Origin of the sequence: Thermosulfuriphilus ammonigenes, assembly GCF_011207455.1 — a bacterium.
GTDB classification, from domain to species: domain Bacteria; phylum Desulfobacterota; class Thermodesulfobacteria; order Thermodesulfobacteriales; family ST65; genus Thermosulfuriphilus; species Thermosulfuriphilus ammonigenes.
Genome location: NZ_CP048877.1, coordinates 1124534 through 1142248, shown reverse-complemented (window position 1 = coordinate 1142248; position 17715 = coordinate 1124534). Strand labels below are relative to the sequence as shown.

Here is a 17715-nt window from a genome sequence, read left to right as displayed (position 1 = left end):
ACTCAAATGAGGAAGACGCTGATCTTTCTACTGATTCTCCTCTGGCTTTGTTCCGGCCGGTCTAATGCTTTAGTCAATTACGAAGCTGCGCCACTTGAGGTCAAAGGGGTGCTCCTTCTTCAGGATGCCGCCAATCCCGGGGCTTACTATTATCTTCCGAAGGCCCCTAGGGTGGCTCTGGGGCCGGATGGTCGGCCAGCTTTTTCCATGGTCAAATTTGTGGATCCAGATGGTAAGACCAGCGGCGGTCTCCTTCACATGTTGGTGACTCTAACCCTGCCTTCAGATGAGCTAGAGGCTCTCCGGCAGGCCTTTCGCAAGGTTCGTCCTGGGGCAGAGATTGTTGGTCCGGTGCCCCTTCTCCAGGAAAAAGAAGGAAGTTTTCAGGTTGTCTCCGGGACCCTTTCAGACAAAGGGTTTACCAGGACTTTGATAAGCAGTGGGCGGGCCCCTCTTACCCCGGGTTCCCAGGCGGCTATTGCTGCCGTGCTAGATCAGCACGGGGCCACCCTACTGTGGGATTCGCTCAAGAGCCCAACCTCAGATGTTTCCGTAAGCATAAGGGCCTACTATGAGGCGGTCCTGCCTTCCATCACCGCCCATGTCTCAGCTGATATCAGTACAGTCTATGAACACTTCTCTAAGGTCAAAAATGTCCAGGAAGAGTACACCCGGGATCAGATTCGTCAGATTACCGATGAACTGGTTCGCACCGGGGTCATTAAGGTGGAGGTAACGGAACGACTGCCTGGGGAAGCTGGCAACAAAGCCATCCAGGGCCTGGTAGATCTTCTTAGCCGTAAACTTACAGAGCTGATTTTTGACCAAAAGACAGGCTTTACCGCTATCCCGAAGAGGGAGAAGGCGGTAGAACCCGGGCAAATCAAGGGTCGTCAACAAAAGGGGTTTCTGGCCCGGATCTTTACCAGTACCGGTAATCAAAAATATTACACCGACAACCAGTTTGTCCTTAAAGACCGCTCGGATATCAATCGGGGGGTTTTTAGTATCAACCTGACCAGACGAACGGTCATCAAGGTCCCCTACGATACGGCTGGTAATCTTTCTGGCTTCTATACGGCCTACAAGGATGATCCCCAGATATTTAAGGTGGTCAATCTGGCCGATCCGGCCTTTCAGAAACGGGAGATCTTTTTCCGACTGGATGGAGATTTTGCCCCCGCCTTTGAGGGGCTGGTGAACTTTGTCAGCGTGCTTCTCAAAAAGCGTTATCCTACCGGGGAGGAGGCCACCGGTGAGCTCATCTTTACCCGGGAGGATGTCCGGAAGGGGAATCTTTCCAAGAGCTGGCGTTATGCCCGCCTGGGAGAGAAGGGGGCCTCCTGGATGACTTATGCCTATCAGGTGACCTGGAGTCTCAGAGGTCAACGAAAGCTGACTTCTGACTGGCAGGAGACTATGGATCCCATCGTTACCTTGGCTCCACCACTTCGTCGCCTAGATCTCACTATAGACGCTGATCGGCTTTCTTTTGAAGAAAGTGAAGTCCGTGCCGCCGTGGTCCAGGTCCGCTATCGTCTCTTTGGCCATCTGTACACTCAGCGGCTGGCTGTCTTAAAGGCCACTGATGGGGAGTCTTTAAGTGATTACGTTCTTTTTATTGATCCCCGCTCTCCTATTGAATACCAGGTGAGCTGGTTCTATAGCGATGGCCAGCGTCTTAAGCAAGATTGGAAGACCTTGGAGGAGGGCTATCTCTTTTTAATGCCTCCTGAATAAAACTTTTCGAGGAGGGATATCTATGGGAAAGAGATTGTCTCTTTTTCTCTTGGCATGGTGGCTGTTGATTCCATCTGCCGGGGCTACCGCTCTGGTTTTTAAAGTCCCTACTGATTTTCGTATTCCCCCCCGGATGGTTGTCCCCCCGGCCAAGGCAGTCAAAGAGACCACCGGAATTGCCTACGGCAAACATGTGGATATCACCTTAAGTGATGGCACCGTAGTGCGTTGCTACCCGGCGGCAACGGTTGATCCCCGGGCGGTGGCCAAAAGCTGGTATTATCTTCCTACTAGCCCCCGAATCGCCCGAGACAACCGAGGTCTTCCCCAATTTTCTCTAATTAAATTCGTCACCGACAAGAGCAAGGAGCAAGGCGGGGCTGAAGGAGCTGTCCTTCATTTTTTGGTGGAATATGGGCTTACCCCGGAGCAGAAAAAAGAACTTGAGCGCCGGCTCAAACAGCGGATCAAGGGGGCCGAACTAAAAGGGGCTGTTCCTCTGGAAAATACCGCTGAGGGCAATAGCTTTCGAGTTATCTCGGCCATTTTTGAGGACAAGGAATTTACCTCTCACCTTATAAGTAGCGGTAAGGCTCCCGTGATGGAGGGGCAGAAGGTGGCCGTGGCTGCTCGTCTTAGTGCCTACGGAGCCACCCTTTTAGAGAAAAGTTTAGAGCTGCCCACCTCTCAGATCTCTGTTGAATTCGAGCTCCGCTATATTACCAAACTTCCGGCCTACAAAGCCTGGGTAACCATCGACTACGATCGTTACAATCAAATCCGGCAGGACCTCCAGTACAAAAGAAAGAAGATAGTCCACAAATATTGGGATCCTAAATGGTACAACATATTCAATAAAGGTAGCCGAACGTATATCAACGAGTCTGAAAAACAGCACTTCATAGACTTCCTGAAAAGTACTGGTGTGGTCAGCTTTTATATTGATGCCAATGTTCCCGAAGCGGACAAGGAAATTGTTGAAATGGGGCTCCAGAAGGTGGTTCTTGAGGAGTTCTTCAATATGCAAAAGACCATGGCCGAGAGCTTAGGGGAGGAGACAGAATTTAAACCTATGGAATTAAGCAAAGAGCAGAAGAGAGCAGCCCGGGGGGCTCGGTCCTATCGGGCTTATCTCCTTCAGGCCAGAGAAATAAAACGCCACGGACGGGTGACCATCGATCTCCGCCGCACTATTGCCCGGTATGAGTCCCACATCATGGTGGGTAATGTGGGTGCTTGGTATAAGAAGTTTAAAAATGATCCCCGTTTGGTGGCCGAGGTTAACCTGGATGATCCTTTCTTCCAGCGGGGTGAGATTCGCTTTGTTATAGATAATGAGGCCTACGATATCTTTAAGCAGATGGTCAACTATGCCACAGTGATGGTCCGGGTCCCCAGGGTTGGGGCGGCCCCCTTTGAAGATGAAATCACCATCGATCGCAAGTACCTCGAAGAGCATGGCCAGACAGCGGTACTCACCTTTGCCAAAATGGGTAAGATGCCCCGCCGAGGGGCCATCTTCCAATACGCTGTCCAGTGGAGTCTTCGCGGGGGCTATCTTTATCCTCCCCAGCCCAGGTGGCAGCCGGGCGATATAATGGCCGTGACCCTGGCTGCACCGGTACGTCCCCGGGTAATCGAGGCCGAGGCCGATATCGACGAACTCCGCTCCCTTAATGTAGCTAGAGTGGTGGTAGAGTTGCGTTACCAGCGCTTTGGCCGTCCCTTTGTGGATCACTCCGCCCTTAAGATTTCGGTGGCCAAAGGAGAGCCCCTTTCGCAAAAGGTTATCTACCACGACCGCAACCAGGATCGAGTGGAATACCGAACGGTCTTCTATCATAAAAAGCTGGGCCGAATTACTGGTCCCTGGCAGGAAGTTCAGGGGGACTATATCTTCTGCTCACCTCCGGCCTCGCTCTTAGAGAAGATAAAAGCTGCTCTCTAGGGTGAATCGGCCCCTAGGGGCCGATTCACCTCCCGGATCTTTTTGGCACTGTGGGGAGCGAGCCATTCTTTTTCTTGGGGGTGGAGGAAGGTGATCTTTAGCGGGTGATGTGATTTGAGGCCGGCACTGGTTCGAATTTTTCTCTCCCCCCTTCTTTTTTCTTCGGGAGAGAGTTTGCGGGGGAGGACCACTGCCAGATGAAGTTTGTTGGCCCCTTCTCTTTCTCCCCGGGCCAGTTCATCCAAAAGATAGACCTCTGCCTCCCGGAAATGAGAGCCGATGGCCTCAAGAATCGTCTTTAGGTGGTCTTCGTAACGATCAAGAAAGGCCTCTTTTTCCCGGAGCCTCCAGTCAACAAATTCTGAAAAGCGTCTTCTAGTCCGAAAGACCATCTCAAAGAGAAAGGTGGCTCCGATGAGAATGGTTGCTGATTTAAGAGAAGATGGATTGGTTTTGAGGGTGTGGACCACCAGCACTACTGCCGAAAGGAGGCAACCTATCCCACCGATAGCGGCTGGAATCCGGCTGGCCGAGGTCACCTTGGCCAATTTCAGATTGGCAAAATTTACCATGGCAAAAACCACTAAAAAGCCAAGGCTTCCGGCCACAGAGATGTTCTCGAGGTCAAAGGATAGAGCGGCCATGATAGTTAAGACCGCCAGGATAATAAGGCCCTCGTAGGCCCCTTTCCAGATTCGGCGGCTGAAGATTCGGGGTAGCTCCCCATATTTGGCTACCAGGTAGCTGATACGTGCTGTTCCATAGAGCGTGGCGTTTATGGCTGAGGCCGTGGAGAGAACAGCGGCAATCCCAATAAGGACAAATCCGGCCTGGCCTAGAAAGGGCCGGGCCGCTTCAGCCAGGACATAATCTTTGGCCCGAACCACCTCATCAAACGGAAGGTTGCCTACAGCCACCAGGGCTACCAAGGCATAGATGAAGATTACAAAAAGCACAGCGGCGTAAAAGGCTCGAGGCAGGTTTTGATCTGGATCCCGGATCTCGGTCGCCGTATTGGCGATGAGCTCAAAGCCTTCATAGGCCAAAAAGATGATCAACCCTCCAGTGAGGATGTGAAGAGGGGGCGGGTATTCTGAAGGCATAAGACGGTTCGGATCAATGTTCATGAATCCCAAGGCGGAGAAGAAAAGGAGTATGAGGACCTTGATCACTACCATTATGTCCTCGGCCCGACCAACAATGAGGGCTCCAAGGAGGTTAAGGAAGGTAAAGGTTGAGACCACAATTATGATCAGGGCCTTTTTGAGGAGAGGGTCCTCCGTGCCCTTGAGAAGTACGGCTCCATAGCTACCAAAGGCATAGGCATAAAGAGAGAGCATTATTATATAGCTTGCCAAAAGGAGGATGTTCAGCCAGGCTGGAATAAGACCTGGTCCAAAGGCCCGAAGGATGAATTCTATGGTGCCCCCCTCACTTGGAAAGCGCACGGCCAGTTTGGCGTAAGAATAAGAGGTAACCAGGGCGATGAGGCCGGCCACAAGAAAGGCCAGTGGAGCGGCCCCGCGGGCCAGAAGGACTGTAAGCCCCAAGACGGCAAAAATGCCCCCGCCTATCATGCCCCCTATGCCGATAGAGGTGGCCTCAAGGAGGCCGATTTTCTTGTCCGCCACTTCTTACTTGAGCCCCTTCTTGAGAATTTCTCCTATCTGGCGCCAGAGGCGGCCAAAGGTTTCAAGATCTCCGGCTCTCAAGGCCTCCTCCGCCTGCCGATAGAGCTCTTCTATAACTCCGGTGGTTTTTGGGCCTGGAGGCCCGCTGTAGTCACGGGGAGAGGGGGGAGTCTTAAGGGTCTGGCCAAAGATGGCATAAAGAGCTTCCTCCAGACTCTTGCCCATGCGGATCTCGTTCTCATAGGCCACAATGACTCGTTTGAGCTCCGGGATCTGGCCTGACTCGGCCTTAAGATACAGGGGCTGAATATAAAGCAGGTTGCCCTCAATGGGGATAATAAGAAGCGTGCCCATGATCACCCGACTGCCTCGCTGATCCCAGAGGGAAAGCTGGCGGGAGATTTCCGGATCCTGGTTGATCCGGCTCTCTATCTGCTGAGGGCCATAGACCAGCTTTTGTTTGGGAAAGCGATAGACCAGCATCTGGCCGTAGTGCTCTGGATCACATCTGACACACATCCAGGCGGCCAGATTGTGTTTGCGGGCCGGATTAAAGGGGATCATGAGAATAAATTCGGCCTTCTCCTCCCCGGGAAGCTTCATAATGGTGTAGTAGGGCTTCATGTAGCCCTGTTGGTTGCGAAGGCTGCGGGGAATCTCCCAGAGATCCTCCTGGTTATAGAAGACGCGAGGGTTCTCCATGTGGTAGGCTCCAAATAGCCTGGCCTGGAGAAAAAAGAGCCGGTGAGGGTATCGGATATGATTTCTCAGGTCGGACCTCATCTGCGAAAGAGGGCGAAACATCCCCGGAAATATTCGCTGATAGGTTCTGATTATAGGATCTGAAGCGTCTTTGAGATAGAATTCTATAGTTCCGTGATAGGCATCCACCACGGCCAAGACGGAGTTGCGGATATAGTTGCCTACTCCTTTTATCTGCCTGGCGTAAGGGTAGCGATTGGAAGTGGTATAGGCATCTACCAACCAGAACAGGCGACCATCCTGGCCGATTACCAGATATGGGTCGGCATCAAACTTGAGAAAAGGGGCTGCCTTGCGGACCCGCTCCGCGACTGATCGATAATAAAGTATCCGGCTCTCTCCTGTAATATCTCCAGAGAGGAGGATCTTGCTTGAGCCAAAACGAAGGCTGAAGAGGAGTCGTCGAAAGAGGCCTCCTACCCTGACCCCAGTTTTGCCTCCATAGGTAGTATAAATATTGGTTTCCCCCGCCGGGTAGTCGAATTCTTTGGCCCGGGTGCGCACCAGGACATATTCATTGGCTAACTCGCCGAAATAGATCTCCGGGCGGCTAATCTGGATATCGCATTCTGAGACCGGGGGGATATCCTTAATAAGGAGTTTGGGAAGTCCTTCCGGGGTGACTTCATTGACCACCCCCAAAGTCAGGCCATAGCCGTGGGTATAGACCAGGTGTTCGTTTATCCAGGAACGGCTGGGGAGGTCAGTATAGGAAAGCTCCCGGGCCGAGAGCATCACCTGACGGAGTTGACCATTTATGAGATAGCGGTCGTTGTCCACAGAGACAAATTTGTAATAGGTGCGGATTTCCTGGATCTGGCTATAAGTCTCAAGGAGAGGCTCGTGATCCCATAGCCTGATGTTTTTGATGGTGTCCTGATTGGCTTCAAGGGCCGCTGGAGTAAGCCTTTTTCCGAAGACAAAGCTCTGCTCGTTGACTTTATCCAGACCAAAGGCCTGCCGGGTGGCCTTGATCTCTAAGGCCAGGTACTCTCTTTCCCGTTCAAACTCATTGGGCTGGACTACATAGCGATGCACCACCCCGGGCAGAAACTTTAGCCCCAGGAAGTAAAGCCCGGCATATAAGACCACCAGCCCAAGGAGAATCTCCCTTCGGGGGCGCATAACAAAGAGGGCTGAAAGCCCGGCGGCGGCCACCGAAAGCCAGGTAAGGGCCGTTAACACCGGCAGTACCACCCGGGCCTCGGTAAACCCGGCTCCAAAAACCACCCCCCTTTCGTCGAAGAGAAGGTCAGCCCTATCTAGCCAGAGATCAAAGGCCAGGCGGAGAAAAAAGATGGCCAGAAGGCCGGCGATATAGCGTCGGAAGATCCGGGTAAGGGTCAGGCGGCGTCCCGAGCCCTGAACATGTCCCATGGCCAGGAAGATGGCCACGCCCAGACCGGCACAGAGTAACCAGAGAGCAAAGGTATAGCTGGCCAAATAGCGCCAGAAGGGAAGCCGAAAGATATAAAACGACAGATCCATACCCAGCAGGGGATCTTTCTGACCAAAGGCCGTGGCCTGGCTAAAGAGAAGGGCATCCTCCCAGAAGGGAGTGGCCGAGGCCCCAAAAATGATAGCCAGAACCAGAGAACTCCATTTGAGGAGGAAACGGAATCCTTCTCCCAGCCAATGGCGGAGTCGAGGCCCCAAAAGGTCAAAGGCTGCCGGACTCCGGCGGGCATAGCGATGTACCAGATAGCCGTTGAGATAGAAGACGAGGCCGAAAAAACCCCCGGCCGCCAGAAAGAGGGCTGTCTGGACCCAGAATTTAATCAAGAAAACCCGGGTAAATCCCAGGTCGGCATACCAGAGATAGTCGGTGTAGTAAGAAACAAAGGGGTTGGCGATTAAGAGAAAGCCTCCCACCAGAAAGACCAGAAGAACAGCCAAGCGATTCCAGAGGACCATCTTAACTCCATTGGCAGAAAAATTTGGCCACTTAAAGTCGGCCTTGGTTCAATCGGAGGATAACACAGTCTTTCTCTGGGGGGAAAGAAAAGGGGGGGCCTTAAGCCCCCCTTTTCTTTAGATGTCGTAGTAGAGGAAGAACTCGTAGGGGTGAGGACGAAGTTTTACAGGATTGATTTCATTCTCGCGCTTGTATTCGATCCACTTTTCGATGAGGTCTTCCGTAAAGACGCCACCTTTCATCAGGAAGTCGTGATCCTCCTCCAGGGCGTTGATGGCCTCTTCCAGGCTGCCCGGGGCGCTGGGAACATTGGCTAGTTCCTCAGGGGAGAGGCTGTAGATGTCTTTGTCCAAAGGCTCACCCGGGTGGATCTTGTTTTCGATGCCGTCCAGGGCGGCCATGAGCATGGCCGAGAAGGCCAGGTAACCGTTGCAGGAGGGATCAGGGGTCCGGAATTCGATTCTCTTGGCCTTGGGGGAGGCAGAGTACATGGGGATCCGGACAGCGGCCGAACGGTTTCGGCTGGAGTAGGCCAGATTGACCGGAGCCTCAAATCCGGGAACCAAGCGCTTGTAGGAGTTGGTGGTGGGGTTGGTGAAGGCGCACAGGGCCCGACAATGGGCCAGGATGCCGCCGATGGCGTAAAGAGCGGTCTCGGAAAGACCGGCATAACCATCCCCGGCGAAGACGTTGGTGTCGCCCTTCCAGATGCTCATATGAGTGTGCATACCTGAGCCATTATCACCGAAGACCGGCTTGGGCATGAAGGTGACGGTCTTGCCATGGCGATAGGCCACGTTCTTGATGATGTACTTGAACCACATCAGGTTATCGCCCATCTTGACGAGAGGGGCAAAGCGCATGTCGATCTCCGCCTGGCCGGCAGTGGCCACCTCATGGTGCTGACATTCAATCTGGAGGCCTACCTGCTGCATGACCAGAACCATCTCCGTCCGCATATCCTGGAATTTGTCACTTGGCGGAACGGGGAAATAGCCTTCTTTGTGGCGGGGCTTGTAGCCCTGGTTGGGGCACTCCTCACGGCCGGTGTTCCAGGTGCCCTCTACGGAATCCACGCTGTAGAAGGCGAAGTGGGCCCCGGAATCATAGCGAATATCATCAAAAATGAAGAACTCAGCCTCCGGTCCAAAGTAGGCCGTGTCTCCGATGCCGGTGTTTTTGAGGTACTGCTCGGCTTTTTGGGCCACATAACGCGGGTCACGGGTATAGGGCTCTCTGGTTACCGGATCAACGATATTGCAGATAAGAGAGAGGGTGGGAACGGCGGTGAAGGGGTCCATGACTGCCGTGTTAGGATCCGGCACCACCAACATGTCACTGGCGTTGATAGGTTGCCAGCCCCGGATAGAGGAGCCATCAAAGCCAAAGCCATCCTCAAAAGAGCTCTCCGAGAGCTCCTCAATGGGGATTGAGAAGTGTTGCCACATGCCAGGAAGATCAAGAAACTTGAAGTCAACCATCTTGGCCCCATTTTTTTTGGCGAACTCTAAGACTTCTTTGGGTGTCATAAACAACCTCCTTTGGATGTTTTTTTATGGATCAGGCTCGCTTCGCCCTGATTAGCCACCAAGAACCCATAGCATCTATTTCAAGGCATGGATTAGAGCTTTTTTAATTTCCTCCTGCTGTTCAGGGTCAAGAATTTTTTCTCCGGCAATATCCGTAACATAAAAGACGTCTGCCGAGAGATCGGCCTTGTTGGATATAAAGGCCCGGTGAATGTTGAGGTCCAGGTCGCACATGCTTCGGGCAATTTGATAAAGGAGCCCCAGACAATCAGGGGCATAGATCTCAATAATGGTAAAGAAATCCGAGGCCTCATTGTCGATAACAATCTCCGGCCGGCGGCTTTTAAGCACCTTTGGCGTTTGATGACAGAGGGGTTTGACTTCGGCCATCCGGGCCGAGATGGCTATCTTGCCTTTTAAGGCCTTGTTCAGGTTGCTGATAACCCTTTCCCACTGGTCAAAGTCTGGCCAGGGGGGCAGAAGCTCAAAGACATCCACCGCCAGACCATTAAACCAGGTAAAAATCTTGGCTGAACGGATATCCAGGTGATGGAGGGTAAAGACTCCAGTTATTCTGGAGAAGAGGCCGGGACGGTCACGGCAGACAAGGGTCATCCGGAAAGTGCCGTTGATCCGGCTGACCTGACAGGCAAAGCCGGTGGTTTTGGCCTCTTCTGCCAGATGGAGATGTTCAAGGATCTCCGGGAGGGAGAAGGACAGGAGATAGCTTTGCGGCAGGCTGGAGAGTGTGGCCTCAAGCTGGACAGGAGGGACAAAGTCTTGGACCTTTTCCCGGAGCATCTGCCATTTTTGGTTGAGCTCCTCCACCCGTCCGGGGTCAGAGAGGACTCCCTGCTCCAGAAAACGCAGGCTCTTTAGGTACAGCTCCCTCACCAGGGCTGCCTTCCAATCATTCCAGGCCAGGGGGCCAGTGGCCCGAGAGTCGGCCACGGTTAGGAGATAAAGCATTCGCAGTCGCGAGGCAGTGCCCATCTTTCTGGCAAAGCGAAAAGCCACTCTTTCTTCGGAAAGATCCCGCCTCATGGCCGTTTCGGCCAAAAGAAGATGGTTCTCAATGAGAAAGTAAAGATCCTCTAGTTCCTCGGGGGTAAGGCCCAGACGGCGGCCTATGTTTTGGGCGATCTCGGCCCCTCTCCGGGCATGGCCTTCCCCTTTCCCTTTGCCAATGTCATGGAGAAGACCGGCCAGATAGACCACCTCGGGGCTCTCGATCCCCTCCCAGGCCGAGGGTTCCTCTTTCGCTAGACGACTCAATTCGGCCACCGTCAAGAGGCTGTGTCTGTCCACTGTATAGGTATGGTAGAAGTCAAACTGGGTCCGGCCCTCAATTTCTGAAAACTCAGGAATAAAGCGGGTAAGGACCCCTGTTTCTAACATGGCCGTGAGGGCCCGGTAGGCCCCGGGAGAGGTAAGAAGCTTGAGAAAGGATCTGGCCGCTCTTCGAGACTGCCGTATCCGGGAGATGGCCTCTAGGTTCTGGCGGACAAACTGGCGGGCCAAGGGATGCAGAGGGCAGTCAACTTCGGCCATGGCCTCAAAGAGGCGCATTATCAGCCCGGGTTGACGTCTGGCCTGCTCGAAATCGGCAAAGGTTACCCGATGTCGGTGAAGCTCAATGGCTGCATTGAGGATTTCTACCGGTCCGGGCTGGACGATATCCAGGGCCTCGGCCACGTGTTCAAAGAAAGCTTCGGTCTGATATTTTATGCAGGCCACTTTAAGGTGGAGACGGCGCATGAATCCCTCAACCGCCAGTTCCCCTTCCTGGTCGTTGAAGGCCAGCTCCCGAGCCAGAGCCTCCTGATGCTCGAAGTAGAGACGGTCATTTTTACGGCCACAGAGAAGGTGTAATTTGAAGCGGACCTTCAGGAGAAAGTCCAGGGCCTCCTCTAGGTCTTCTCGGTCGCGGCTGGTAATCAGGCCCTCGTTCTCCAGGGCCGAAAGGTTGGAGAGTCCAAAGAGGCCTTTGGCGACCCAGAAGATACTGTGAAAGTCTCTAAGGCCCCCGGCTCCTTCTTTAATGTTGGGTTCAAGCATAAAACTCACGTCACCGAAGCGTTCATGGCGGCGGCGATTGTGCTCGATGACATCCTCAAAGAACTCACGCCGATGGCCGGCCAGGACCCGGCTGATAAAGACATCTTTGAACTCCTCAAAGATAGCCTTTTCTCCTGCCAGAAGGCGGGCCTCAAGGAGGGCTGTTTTTAGAAAGAAGTCCTCCCGGGCATCTTCGATGGTTTCCGCAATGCTTCGGACAGTGTGGCTGGCCTCAAGCCCTTTGTCCCAGAGGGGATAGACGATCTTTTCTATTAGGCGTCGGGCTCGTTTTTCGGGGACCTTTTCTCCATAAAGAAAAAGAAGATCGATATCCGATCCCGGACACAGCTCCCTTCGGCCGTAACCTCCCAGGGCAATGATAGCCACCCCTTTAGGAGGGCGTCCCTGCCGGAAGAGATTAACTATCAGGCGATCTATAAGGGAGGTATACTCCCGGGTAAGTTTTACCCCCGAGACCTCAGAGAGGGTTTCGGGGGGCATTTCCTGAACAAGAGCCAGCCCCATAGTGGTTTAGATGGCCTCCTTGCCTCGTTCTCCGGTACGGATACGAACAACCTCTTCTACAGGAAGGACAAAAATCTTGCCATCGCCGATCTTGCCCGTTCGAGCCGAATCAATAATAGTCTGGACAACCTTCTCTACCATGGAAGCCTCAACAATAATCTCAATCTTTATTTTAGGTAGGAAGTCAACCACATATTCGGCCCCGCGGTAGATCTCTTTGTGGCCCTTCTGACGCCCAAAACCCTTGACCTCGGAGACAGTCATGCCCTTAAGACCAATCTCATTGAGGGCTTCCTTGACCTCGTCCAGCTTGAAAGGTTTGATGATGGCCTCGATCTTCTTCATTGTTGTCTCCTTCTCTCTTTTGGTTTCTTAACTCCTCTATCCTTCAAACAATATCTGTGCCACCCACGGCAAGCCCATAAGGTTTAGGGCCGGCCGAAAGATGTTTTACAAAAAAGTCAAAATGTGCCGGTGGCAGATAACATTTTTGTTAAATCTCTCTGCTGGCAATTATTCCCTTAAGGACCCAGACCCTCTGCCCTCCATGGGGGAAATTGGCTATTGGTTCCAGGGAGATTCCCATGATCTCACCCAACTCCTGCCAGGGGGAGAGAAGAGCGACGCTCCAGCCGGGGGCCTTCCTTTTGAGCCAGCTTCCAAAACGATGATAGAGGCTTTTAAGATTTTCGGCCGGATGAACAAGCCTCCCATAAGGGGGGTTGGTAACTATCGCTCCAGGTCTGCCTGGAAGGTGAATCCGGGAGAAGTCCGTCTGAACAAAGGTTATTCGTTCGGCTACTTTGGCCCGAGAGGCGTTATCTCTGGCGGCGGCCAGGGCCTTTGGGTCATGGTCGCCAGCTATAATTTTTGTTTTAGGGGCCAGCCCTTGAGGTCTGAAGAGCTCCTTTACTTTTTGCCAAAGCTGGGGGGAGAAGTTTTTCCATCTTTCAAAGGCGAAGGATCGCCTCTCTCCAGGGGGGCGTCCTAAGGCCATCAGGGCGGCCTCGATAGCGATGGTTCCAGCCCCACAAAAAGGATCAACTAGAGGGGTCTGTGTTTGCCAGCCAGAAAGAAGGATCAGGGCCGCCGCCAGGTTTTCCCTTAAGGGAGCCGGGCCTTTGGCCAGCCGCCAGCCGCGCTGGCAGAGGAGCCCTCCAGATGAGTCAAGGCTTACCAGACAGTGGGATCTTTCTATCCTTACCACTACAGTTTGTCCTGACCCCGGGGAAACGGAGCGTTTTAGCCGCCGACAAATGCCTCGGAGCGTTCTTTCGGCCACGGCTCCTTCATGGTAAAGGGCGCTCCTTAGTGAGGTTACCCTTATCTTCACCCCATCTCCTTCTGGAATATACAGCTCCCAGGGATAGCGTGAGATCCGGTCTTCATACTCTTTAAGACTCCGGGCCCTGAAGTCCGCTACCCGGACAAGAAGACGATTGGCCAGCCTTGAGGCAAGATTGACCAGATAGAGGGTCTTCAGGTCGCCTCGAAACTCCACCCCTCCGGCCAGGGCCCTGCCCTTTATTCCCAGGGCGGCCAGTTCAGCCTGCCCCAGCCTTTCCAGTCCGGGAGGATAGACAGCCAATATTCGCAGGCTGGTTCCGCCTTCCACAGGGCCTTTTTACTCTGAGGGCCAAGTTGAGACAAGGACACAGAGGCACATCTTTTATTTCAATTTTGTTAAAAACGCCCCCAATTTTATACAAAAATGTCATAAAAATAGACCTCTCTTAATTCTTCATGGGCTGAAGTGCTCTTTCTCCAAGCAGATCAGGGGCTGGTATTAGAGTTGCTCTGGGCCGGGCAAAAATAAAATAACGAGGAGGCCTTTCATGATTAATTCAGGTGACACCGCCTTTATCCTGGTGGCAGCAGCATTGGTCCTCCTGATGACCCCTGGGCTGGCCATTTTTTATGGAGGGATGGTTCGGGAAAAGAATGTCCTGGGCACCCTTATGCAAAGCTTTATTATGATCTCTATCATCAGCCTGGAGTGGGTCATTATTGGTTACTCTATGGCCTTTGGCCCGGATATCGGGGGGGTTGTTGGTGATCTTTCCTGGTTGGGGTTAAAGGGGGTGGGGCTAACTCCCAATCCCGACTACGCTGGCACCATTCCCCAGCTTGTTTTTATGATCTACCAGTGCATGTTTGCCGTTATTACCCCGGCCCTGATTACCGGAGCCTTTGCAGAAAGGATGCGCTTTGCTCCCTTTATAGTTTTTAGTCTCCTCTGGGCCATTCTGGTTTACAATCCTGTGTGTCACTGGATCTGGGGGGCCGGCGGGTGGCTTAAGGCCAAAGGTGTGCTTGATTTTGCCGGTGGGCTGGTAGTCCATCTGACTTCAGGGGCCGCGGCCCTGGCGGCAGCCTTGGTGGTTGGCCCGCGGCGGGGGTTTGGTCGAGAGAGCTTTATGCCTCACAATCTTCCCATGACCCTTCTGGGTACAGGCCTTTTGTGGTTTGGTTGGTTCGGCTTTAACGGAGGCAGTGCCCTGGCGGCCAATGGTACCGCCGGGGTGGCCTTTGTGGCTACCCACCTGGGGGGAATGGCCGGGATGCTCATGTGGGTCTTGGTGGAGTGGCTTCACCGCGGAAAACCTACTACCCTGGGGGCGGCCAGTGGGGCCATTGCTGGCCTGGCCACCATCACCCCAGCGGCCGGCTTTGTGGGGCCGACAGCGGCCATTGCCATTGGTCTTTTGGCCGGGGTCTGTTGTTACTTCGGGGTGATGCTCAAAAATGTTCTCGGCTACGACGACAGCCTGGATGTAGTGGGTATTCACGGGCTGGGAGGCGTTTTGGGAACTCTGGCCCTAGGGGTGTTTGCCAGCCAGGCTGTAAATCCCGATGGCGCTAGCGGCCTTCTGGCCGGAAACCCTGCCTTTCTGGGCACTCAGGCCTTTGGGGTCCTTGTGGTGGGGGCCTATGCCTTTGTGGTCAGTTTTGTCCTTCTTAAGCTAATCGATGCCCTTTGGGGGCTGCGGGTTGGGGCTGAAGATGAACTGGCCGGTCTGGATATCAGTCAGCACAGTGAGAAGGCATATAGTTAATCTTTTAGCCTTTTGGACGGCTTAGCTTAAAGGGAGGGGGAGCCCCTCCCTTTTTCTTTTTATTTGTCCAGCACCTGGTATTCTTCCGGCGGTGCAGGGACGTTTTGCCCGTGGCAGTCGATACAGTTGTTCTGAGAGGTAATCCCGTTTTCTACCAGGTTGAAGAGAGGCCGATGTCTGGGCTTATATTTTCCTTCTACCCATTCGTTGAGCATCCGGGCGGCCTCCATGGCAATGTTGGCCGACAGACGGGCACATCTTTCGGCCCGCTCTGGGGTAAGGAAGCCTACTCCCTCTGAGGCCATCCATCGTCCTACAGAGATGTGACAAACCGGGGTCTTGGCAATGGTCATCTGGTGGATCTCCGCCTTTAAGATCTTTTTGGGGGTGTAGCTAGGAAGCTCGGTATAGGAGTAGTAAAAGGCCAGATCATTGACCATGGCCTCAGCGGTGTCGGTGTCTCTGGTAACCAGGCCGATAACGATTCCTGCTCCGGGGAGCGTGCCGCAGAGGGCCCCCCACCCAGCCAGGCCACCGTGCCCCCAACGATAGGCATCAATGGGAAAGTCCTTCCAGGAGCCCCCGACCTTTTTGCGCAGGGGCTCCACCAGCCCGGCCAAAACCGTCGAGGTGCACCACCTTTTAAAATAGTTCTCATAGGCTATTTGCCCGACCTCATCGAGATCCAGCTTGGCGTACTTGAAGTCCGAAGAGTACCCGTAGCCCCAGGCCTCTCTGGCTGCCCCACCGGCTCCTAGACTGAGTACGGCGGCTCCAGCAGCCAACTTCCCGGCACCGACAAGAAGATCCCGACGAGAAAAAGAGAAATTTTTCATAAAACACCTCCTAAATTTTATTTTGAGAAAAAATAATGGATTTTTTGTTGCAAAATTGAACACTATTGCTAATAAATCCCAAAAATCATCCATATGATGTTTAGCACTTATAGATTATTTATTTTTAGGATGCAAATAAAAAATGACAATCGCTGGGGCGCCTTTTATAGACAATGCAGTTGGTAAGAAACCGGGAAGGCTTGTGGCCGCCCTCCTTGACGGGAGAGGGGAAGGGGGCGAGAATTTGGAGAACACCTTAAGGAGGGCAAGATGGGGCGGATCCGGATAGGCAAAACTATCGTGGGGATAATTGGTCTTTCTGAGGCTATTGCTGAGGTCAGTCGGATTCCGGGGCTCTCTCGGGAAGAGGTCGCCGATAGGCTCCTTGAGATCGTATCCCAAAAGAACTACATCCCTGATCGGGCCAGGGAGGCCTATCGTCGGGCCCTCCTACGCGAGTACCTCAAGGTGCAGGGAGAAGATGTATTAGATCTTGAGGAATCTTCTGAACCGGGGCCTCTTTCCCTTAAAGTGCTTGGGCCTGGCTGCTCTTCTTGTGAGAGCCTGTATCGTCTTTGTCTGGATGTGGTGGCCGAGATGGGGCTTACTGCCGATGTGGAGCATATTACCGACATCAAAGAAATTGCCCGCTACGGGATGGTTCCCACCCCTGGCTTGGTGATCAACGACCGCCTCAAATGTGCCGGCCGCCTGCCAGCCAGGTATGAGATAGAGCAGTGGCTAAGGGAGGCAGGAGAGTCCGGTTCTTAAGGCCCTGAGATTTTCCTCCATGATGGTCAGGAAGGTGGTCCCTTTTTGGAGCTCTTCCTGAGTCAGGCTGGCCCCGGGGTTTAGCACCAGGGCCTTTAGGCCGGCCTCATCTGAAAGGGCCTGAGCGAGACGTCGATTGGCCCTGGTCTCAAAAAAGATGGCCTCAGCCTTTAAGCTCCGGGCCAGGGTGAGGATTTCAATCATCTTTCTGGGGCTTGGTTCGGCCTCAGGAGAGAGGCCAAAGAGGGCCACTTGGCGGAGGCCGTAACGCCGGGCCAGGTATCCATAGGCCCCATGGCCGGCCACCAGAATGGTCCGGCTCCGGCAGCGGGAAAGCCCTTTGGCATAGCGCTGATCAAGCTGGGCCAGGGCCTGGGCATAGCGGCGGGCCCGATGCTGGTAGTATTCCTTGCCGGAGGGGTCAAGCCGGGTCAGCTCTTCGGCCAGAGATAAGACAATTCTTTGATCCCAGTCCAGGTCCAGCCAGAGGTGGGGGTCAACGGCCCTGTGGTGCTTTTCCCCCTTCAGATAAATGAGCTTGGCTCCCCTTGAAGCCACCATAATTCGGACCTCTCTTTTCTTAAGGCCAGAGAGGATATCATCTAACCAGGGTTCAAGACCGGCTCCCATGACTACCAGAAGATCGGCCCGATATATGGCCAGAACATCGCTAGGCCTGGGCTCCCAGGAGTGGGGTTCGGCCCCCGGGGGCAAAAGGAGATGGGCTTCAACCCTTTTCCCTCCCACCTCTCGGACAAAGTCGTAAAGGGGAAAGATACTGGCCACTACCTTGGGCCCGGCCAAGGCAGAAATGGCCCCACCAAATAGCCAAAGCAGGGCCGCTACAGTCCCCAAAACCAGCCTTTTTATGGTGGCAGAAAGATTCATCTCTCAACCAAGTAATCCCTAGAGACATCCTTGTCCAGATCCATTCCCTCGAGGGC

General features: G+C 53.6%; 12 protein-coding genes. 4 read left to right on the top strand and 8 right to left on the bottom strand.

Annotation, left to right across the window (positions count from 1 at the left end):
• The first annotated feature begins 6 nt into the window (after positions 1-6).
• Positions 7-1740 carry a hypothetical protein gene (locus G4V39_RS05555; RefSeq protein ID WP_166031983.1) on the top strand — a complete coding sequence of 578 codons (1734 nt, stop codon included), beginning with the start codon at positions 7-9 and terminating at the stop codon, positions 1738-1740.
• A 22-nt stretch (positions 1741-1762) separates the two neighbouring features.
• The gene (locus tag G4V39_RS05550) at positions 1763-3688 is read left to right on the top strand and encodes a hypothetical protein (protein WP_166031982.1); all 1926 of its coding nucleotides are present in this window, start codon (positions 1763-1765) and stop codon (positions 3686-3688) included.
• On the opposite strand, the gene G4V39_RS05545 is transcribed toward G4V39_RS05550, so the two are convergent.
• The 6 genes from G4V39_RS05545 to G4V39_RS05520 all read right to left on the bottom strand — a co-directional run bounded on the left by G4V39_RS05545 (position 3685) and on the right by G4V39_RS05520 (position 13723).
• Positions 3685-5319, bottom strand: coding sequence for an APC family permease (locus G4V39_RS05545; RefSeq protein ID WP_246169771.1), 1635 nt, complete (start codon positions 5317-5319; stop codon positions 3685-3687). The genes G4V39_RS05550 and G4V39_RS05545 overlap by 4 nt on opposite strands.
• 3 nt (positions 5320-5322) lie before the next feature.
• The gene (locus G4V39_RS05540; RefSeq protein ID WP_166031981.1) at positions 5323-7995 is read right to left on the bottom strand and encodes a UPF0182 family membrane protein; all 2673 of its coding nucleotides are present in this window, start codon (positions 7993-7995) and stop codon (positions 5323-5325) included.
• A 117-nt stretch (positions 7996-8112) separates the two neighbouring features.
• Positions 8113-9525, bottom strand: coding sequence for a type I glutamate--ammonia ligase (gene glnA / locus G4V39_RS05535; RefSeq protein ID WP_166031980.1), 1413 nt, complete (start codon positions 9523-9525; stop codon positions 8113-8115).
• A gap of 75 nt (positions 9526-9600) precedes the next feature.
• Entirely contained in the window at positions 9601-12108 is a 2508-nt protein-coding gene (gene glnD, locus G4V39_RS05530; RefSeq protein ID WP_166031979.1) for a [protein-PII] uridylyltransferase, read from the bottom strand.
• Positions 12109-12114: 6 nt separating this feature from the next.
• Positions 12115-12453 carry a P-II family nitrogen regulator gene (locus G4V39_RS05525; protein WP_166031978.1) on the bottom strand — a complete coding sequence of 113 codons (339 nt, stop codon included), beginning with the start codon at positions 12451-12453 and terminating at the stop codon, positions 12115-12117.
• Positions 12454-12601: 148 nt separating this feature from the next.
• Positions 12602-13723: a THUMP domain-containing class I SAM-dependent RNA methyltransferase gene (locus G4V39_RS05520; protein WP_166031977.1), complete on the bottom strand. Its 1122-nt coding sequence runs from the start codon at positions 13721-13723 to the stop codon at positions 12602-12604.
• Between the two features lie 220 nt (positions 13724-13943).
• On the opposite strand from G4V39_RS05520, the gene G4V39_RS05515 reads away from it, so the two are divergent.
• Complete coding sequence (locus tag G4V39_RS05515) at positions 13944-15164, top strand: ammonium transporter (protein WP_166031976.1); 1221 nt, start codon at positions 13944-13946, stop codon at positions 15162-15164.
• 59 nt (positions 15165-15223) lie between these two features.
• Here G4V39_RS05515 and G4V39_RS05510 read toward each other — a convergent pair whose 3' ends face one another.
• Positions 15224-16000 (bottom strand): C-GCAxxG-C-C family protein, encoded by a 777-nt coding sequence (locus tag G4V39_RS05510; protein WP_166031975.1) that lies wholly within the window; start codon positions 15998-16000, stop codon positions 15224-15226.
• A gap of 270 nt (positions 16001-16270) precedes the next feature.
• On the opposite strand from G4V39_RS05510, the gene G4V39_RS05505 reads away from it, so the two are divergent.
• Positions 16271-16771, top strand: a complete 501-nt coding sequence (locus tag G4V39_RS05505; protein ID WP_166031974.1) for a thioredoxin family protein — start codon at positions 16271-16273, stop codon at positions 16769-16771.
• On the opposite strand, the gene G4V39_RS05500 is transcribed toward G4V39_RS05505, so the two are convergent.
• The gene (locus G4V39_RS05500; RefSeq protein WP_166031973.1) at positions 16742-17659 is read right to left on the bottom strand and encodes a metal ABC transporter substrate-binding protein; all 918 of its coding nucleotides are present in this window, start codon (positions 17657-17659) and stop codon (positions 16742-16744) included. The two genes, G4V39_RS05505 and G4V39_RS05500, sit on opposite strands and share 30 nt — an antisense overlap.
• Positions 17660-17715: the final 56 nt, after the last annotated feature.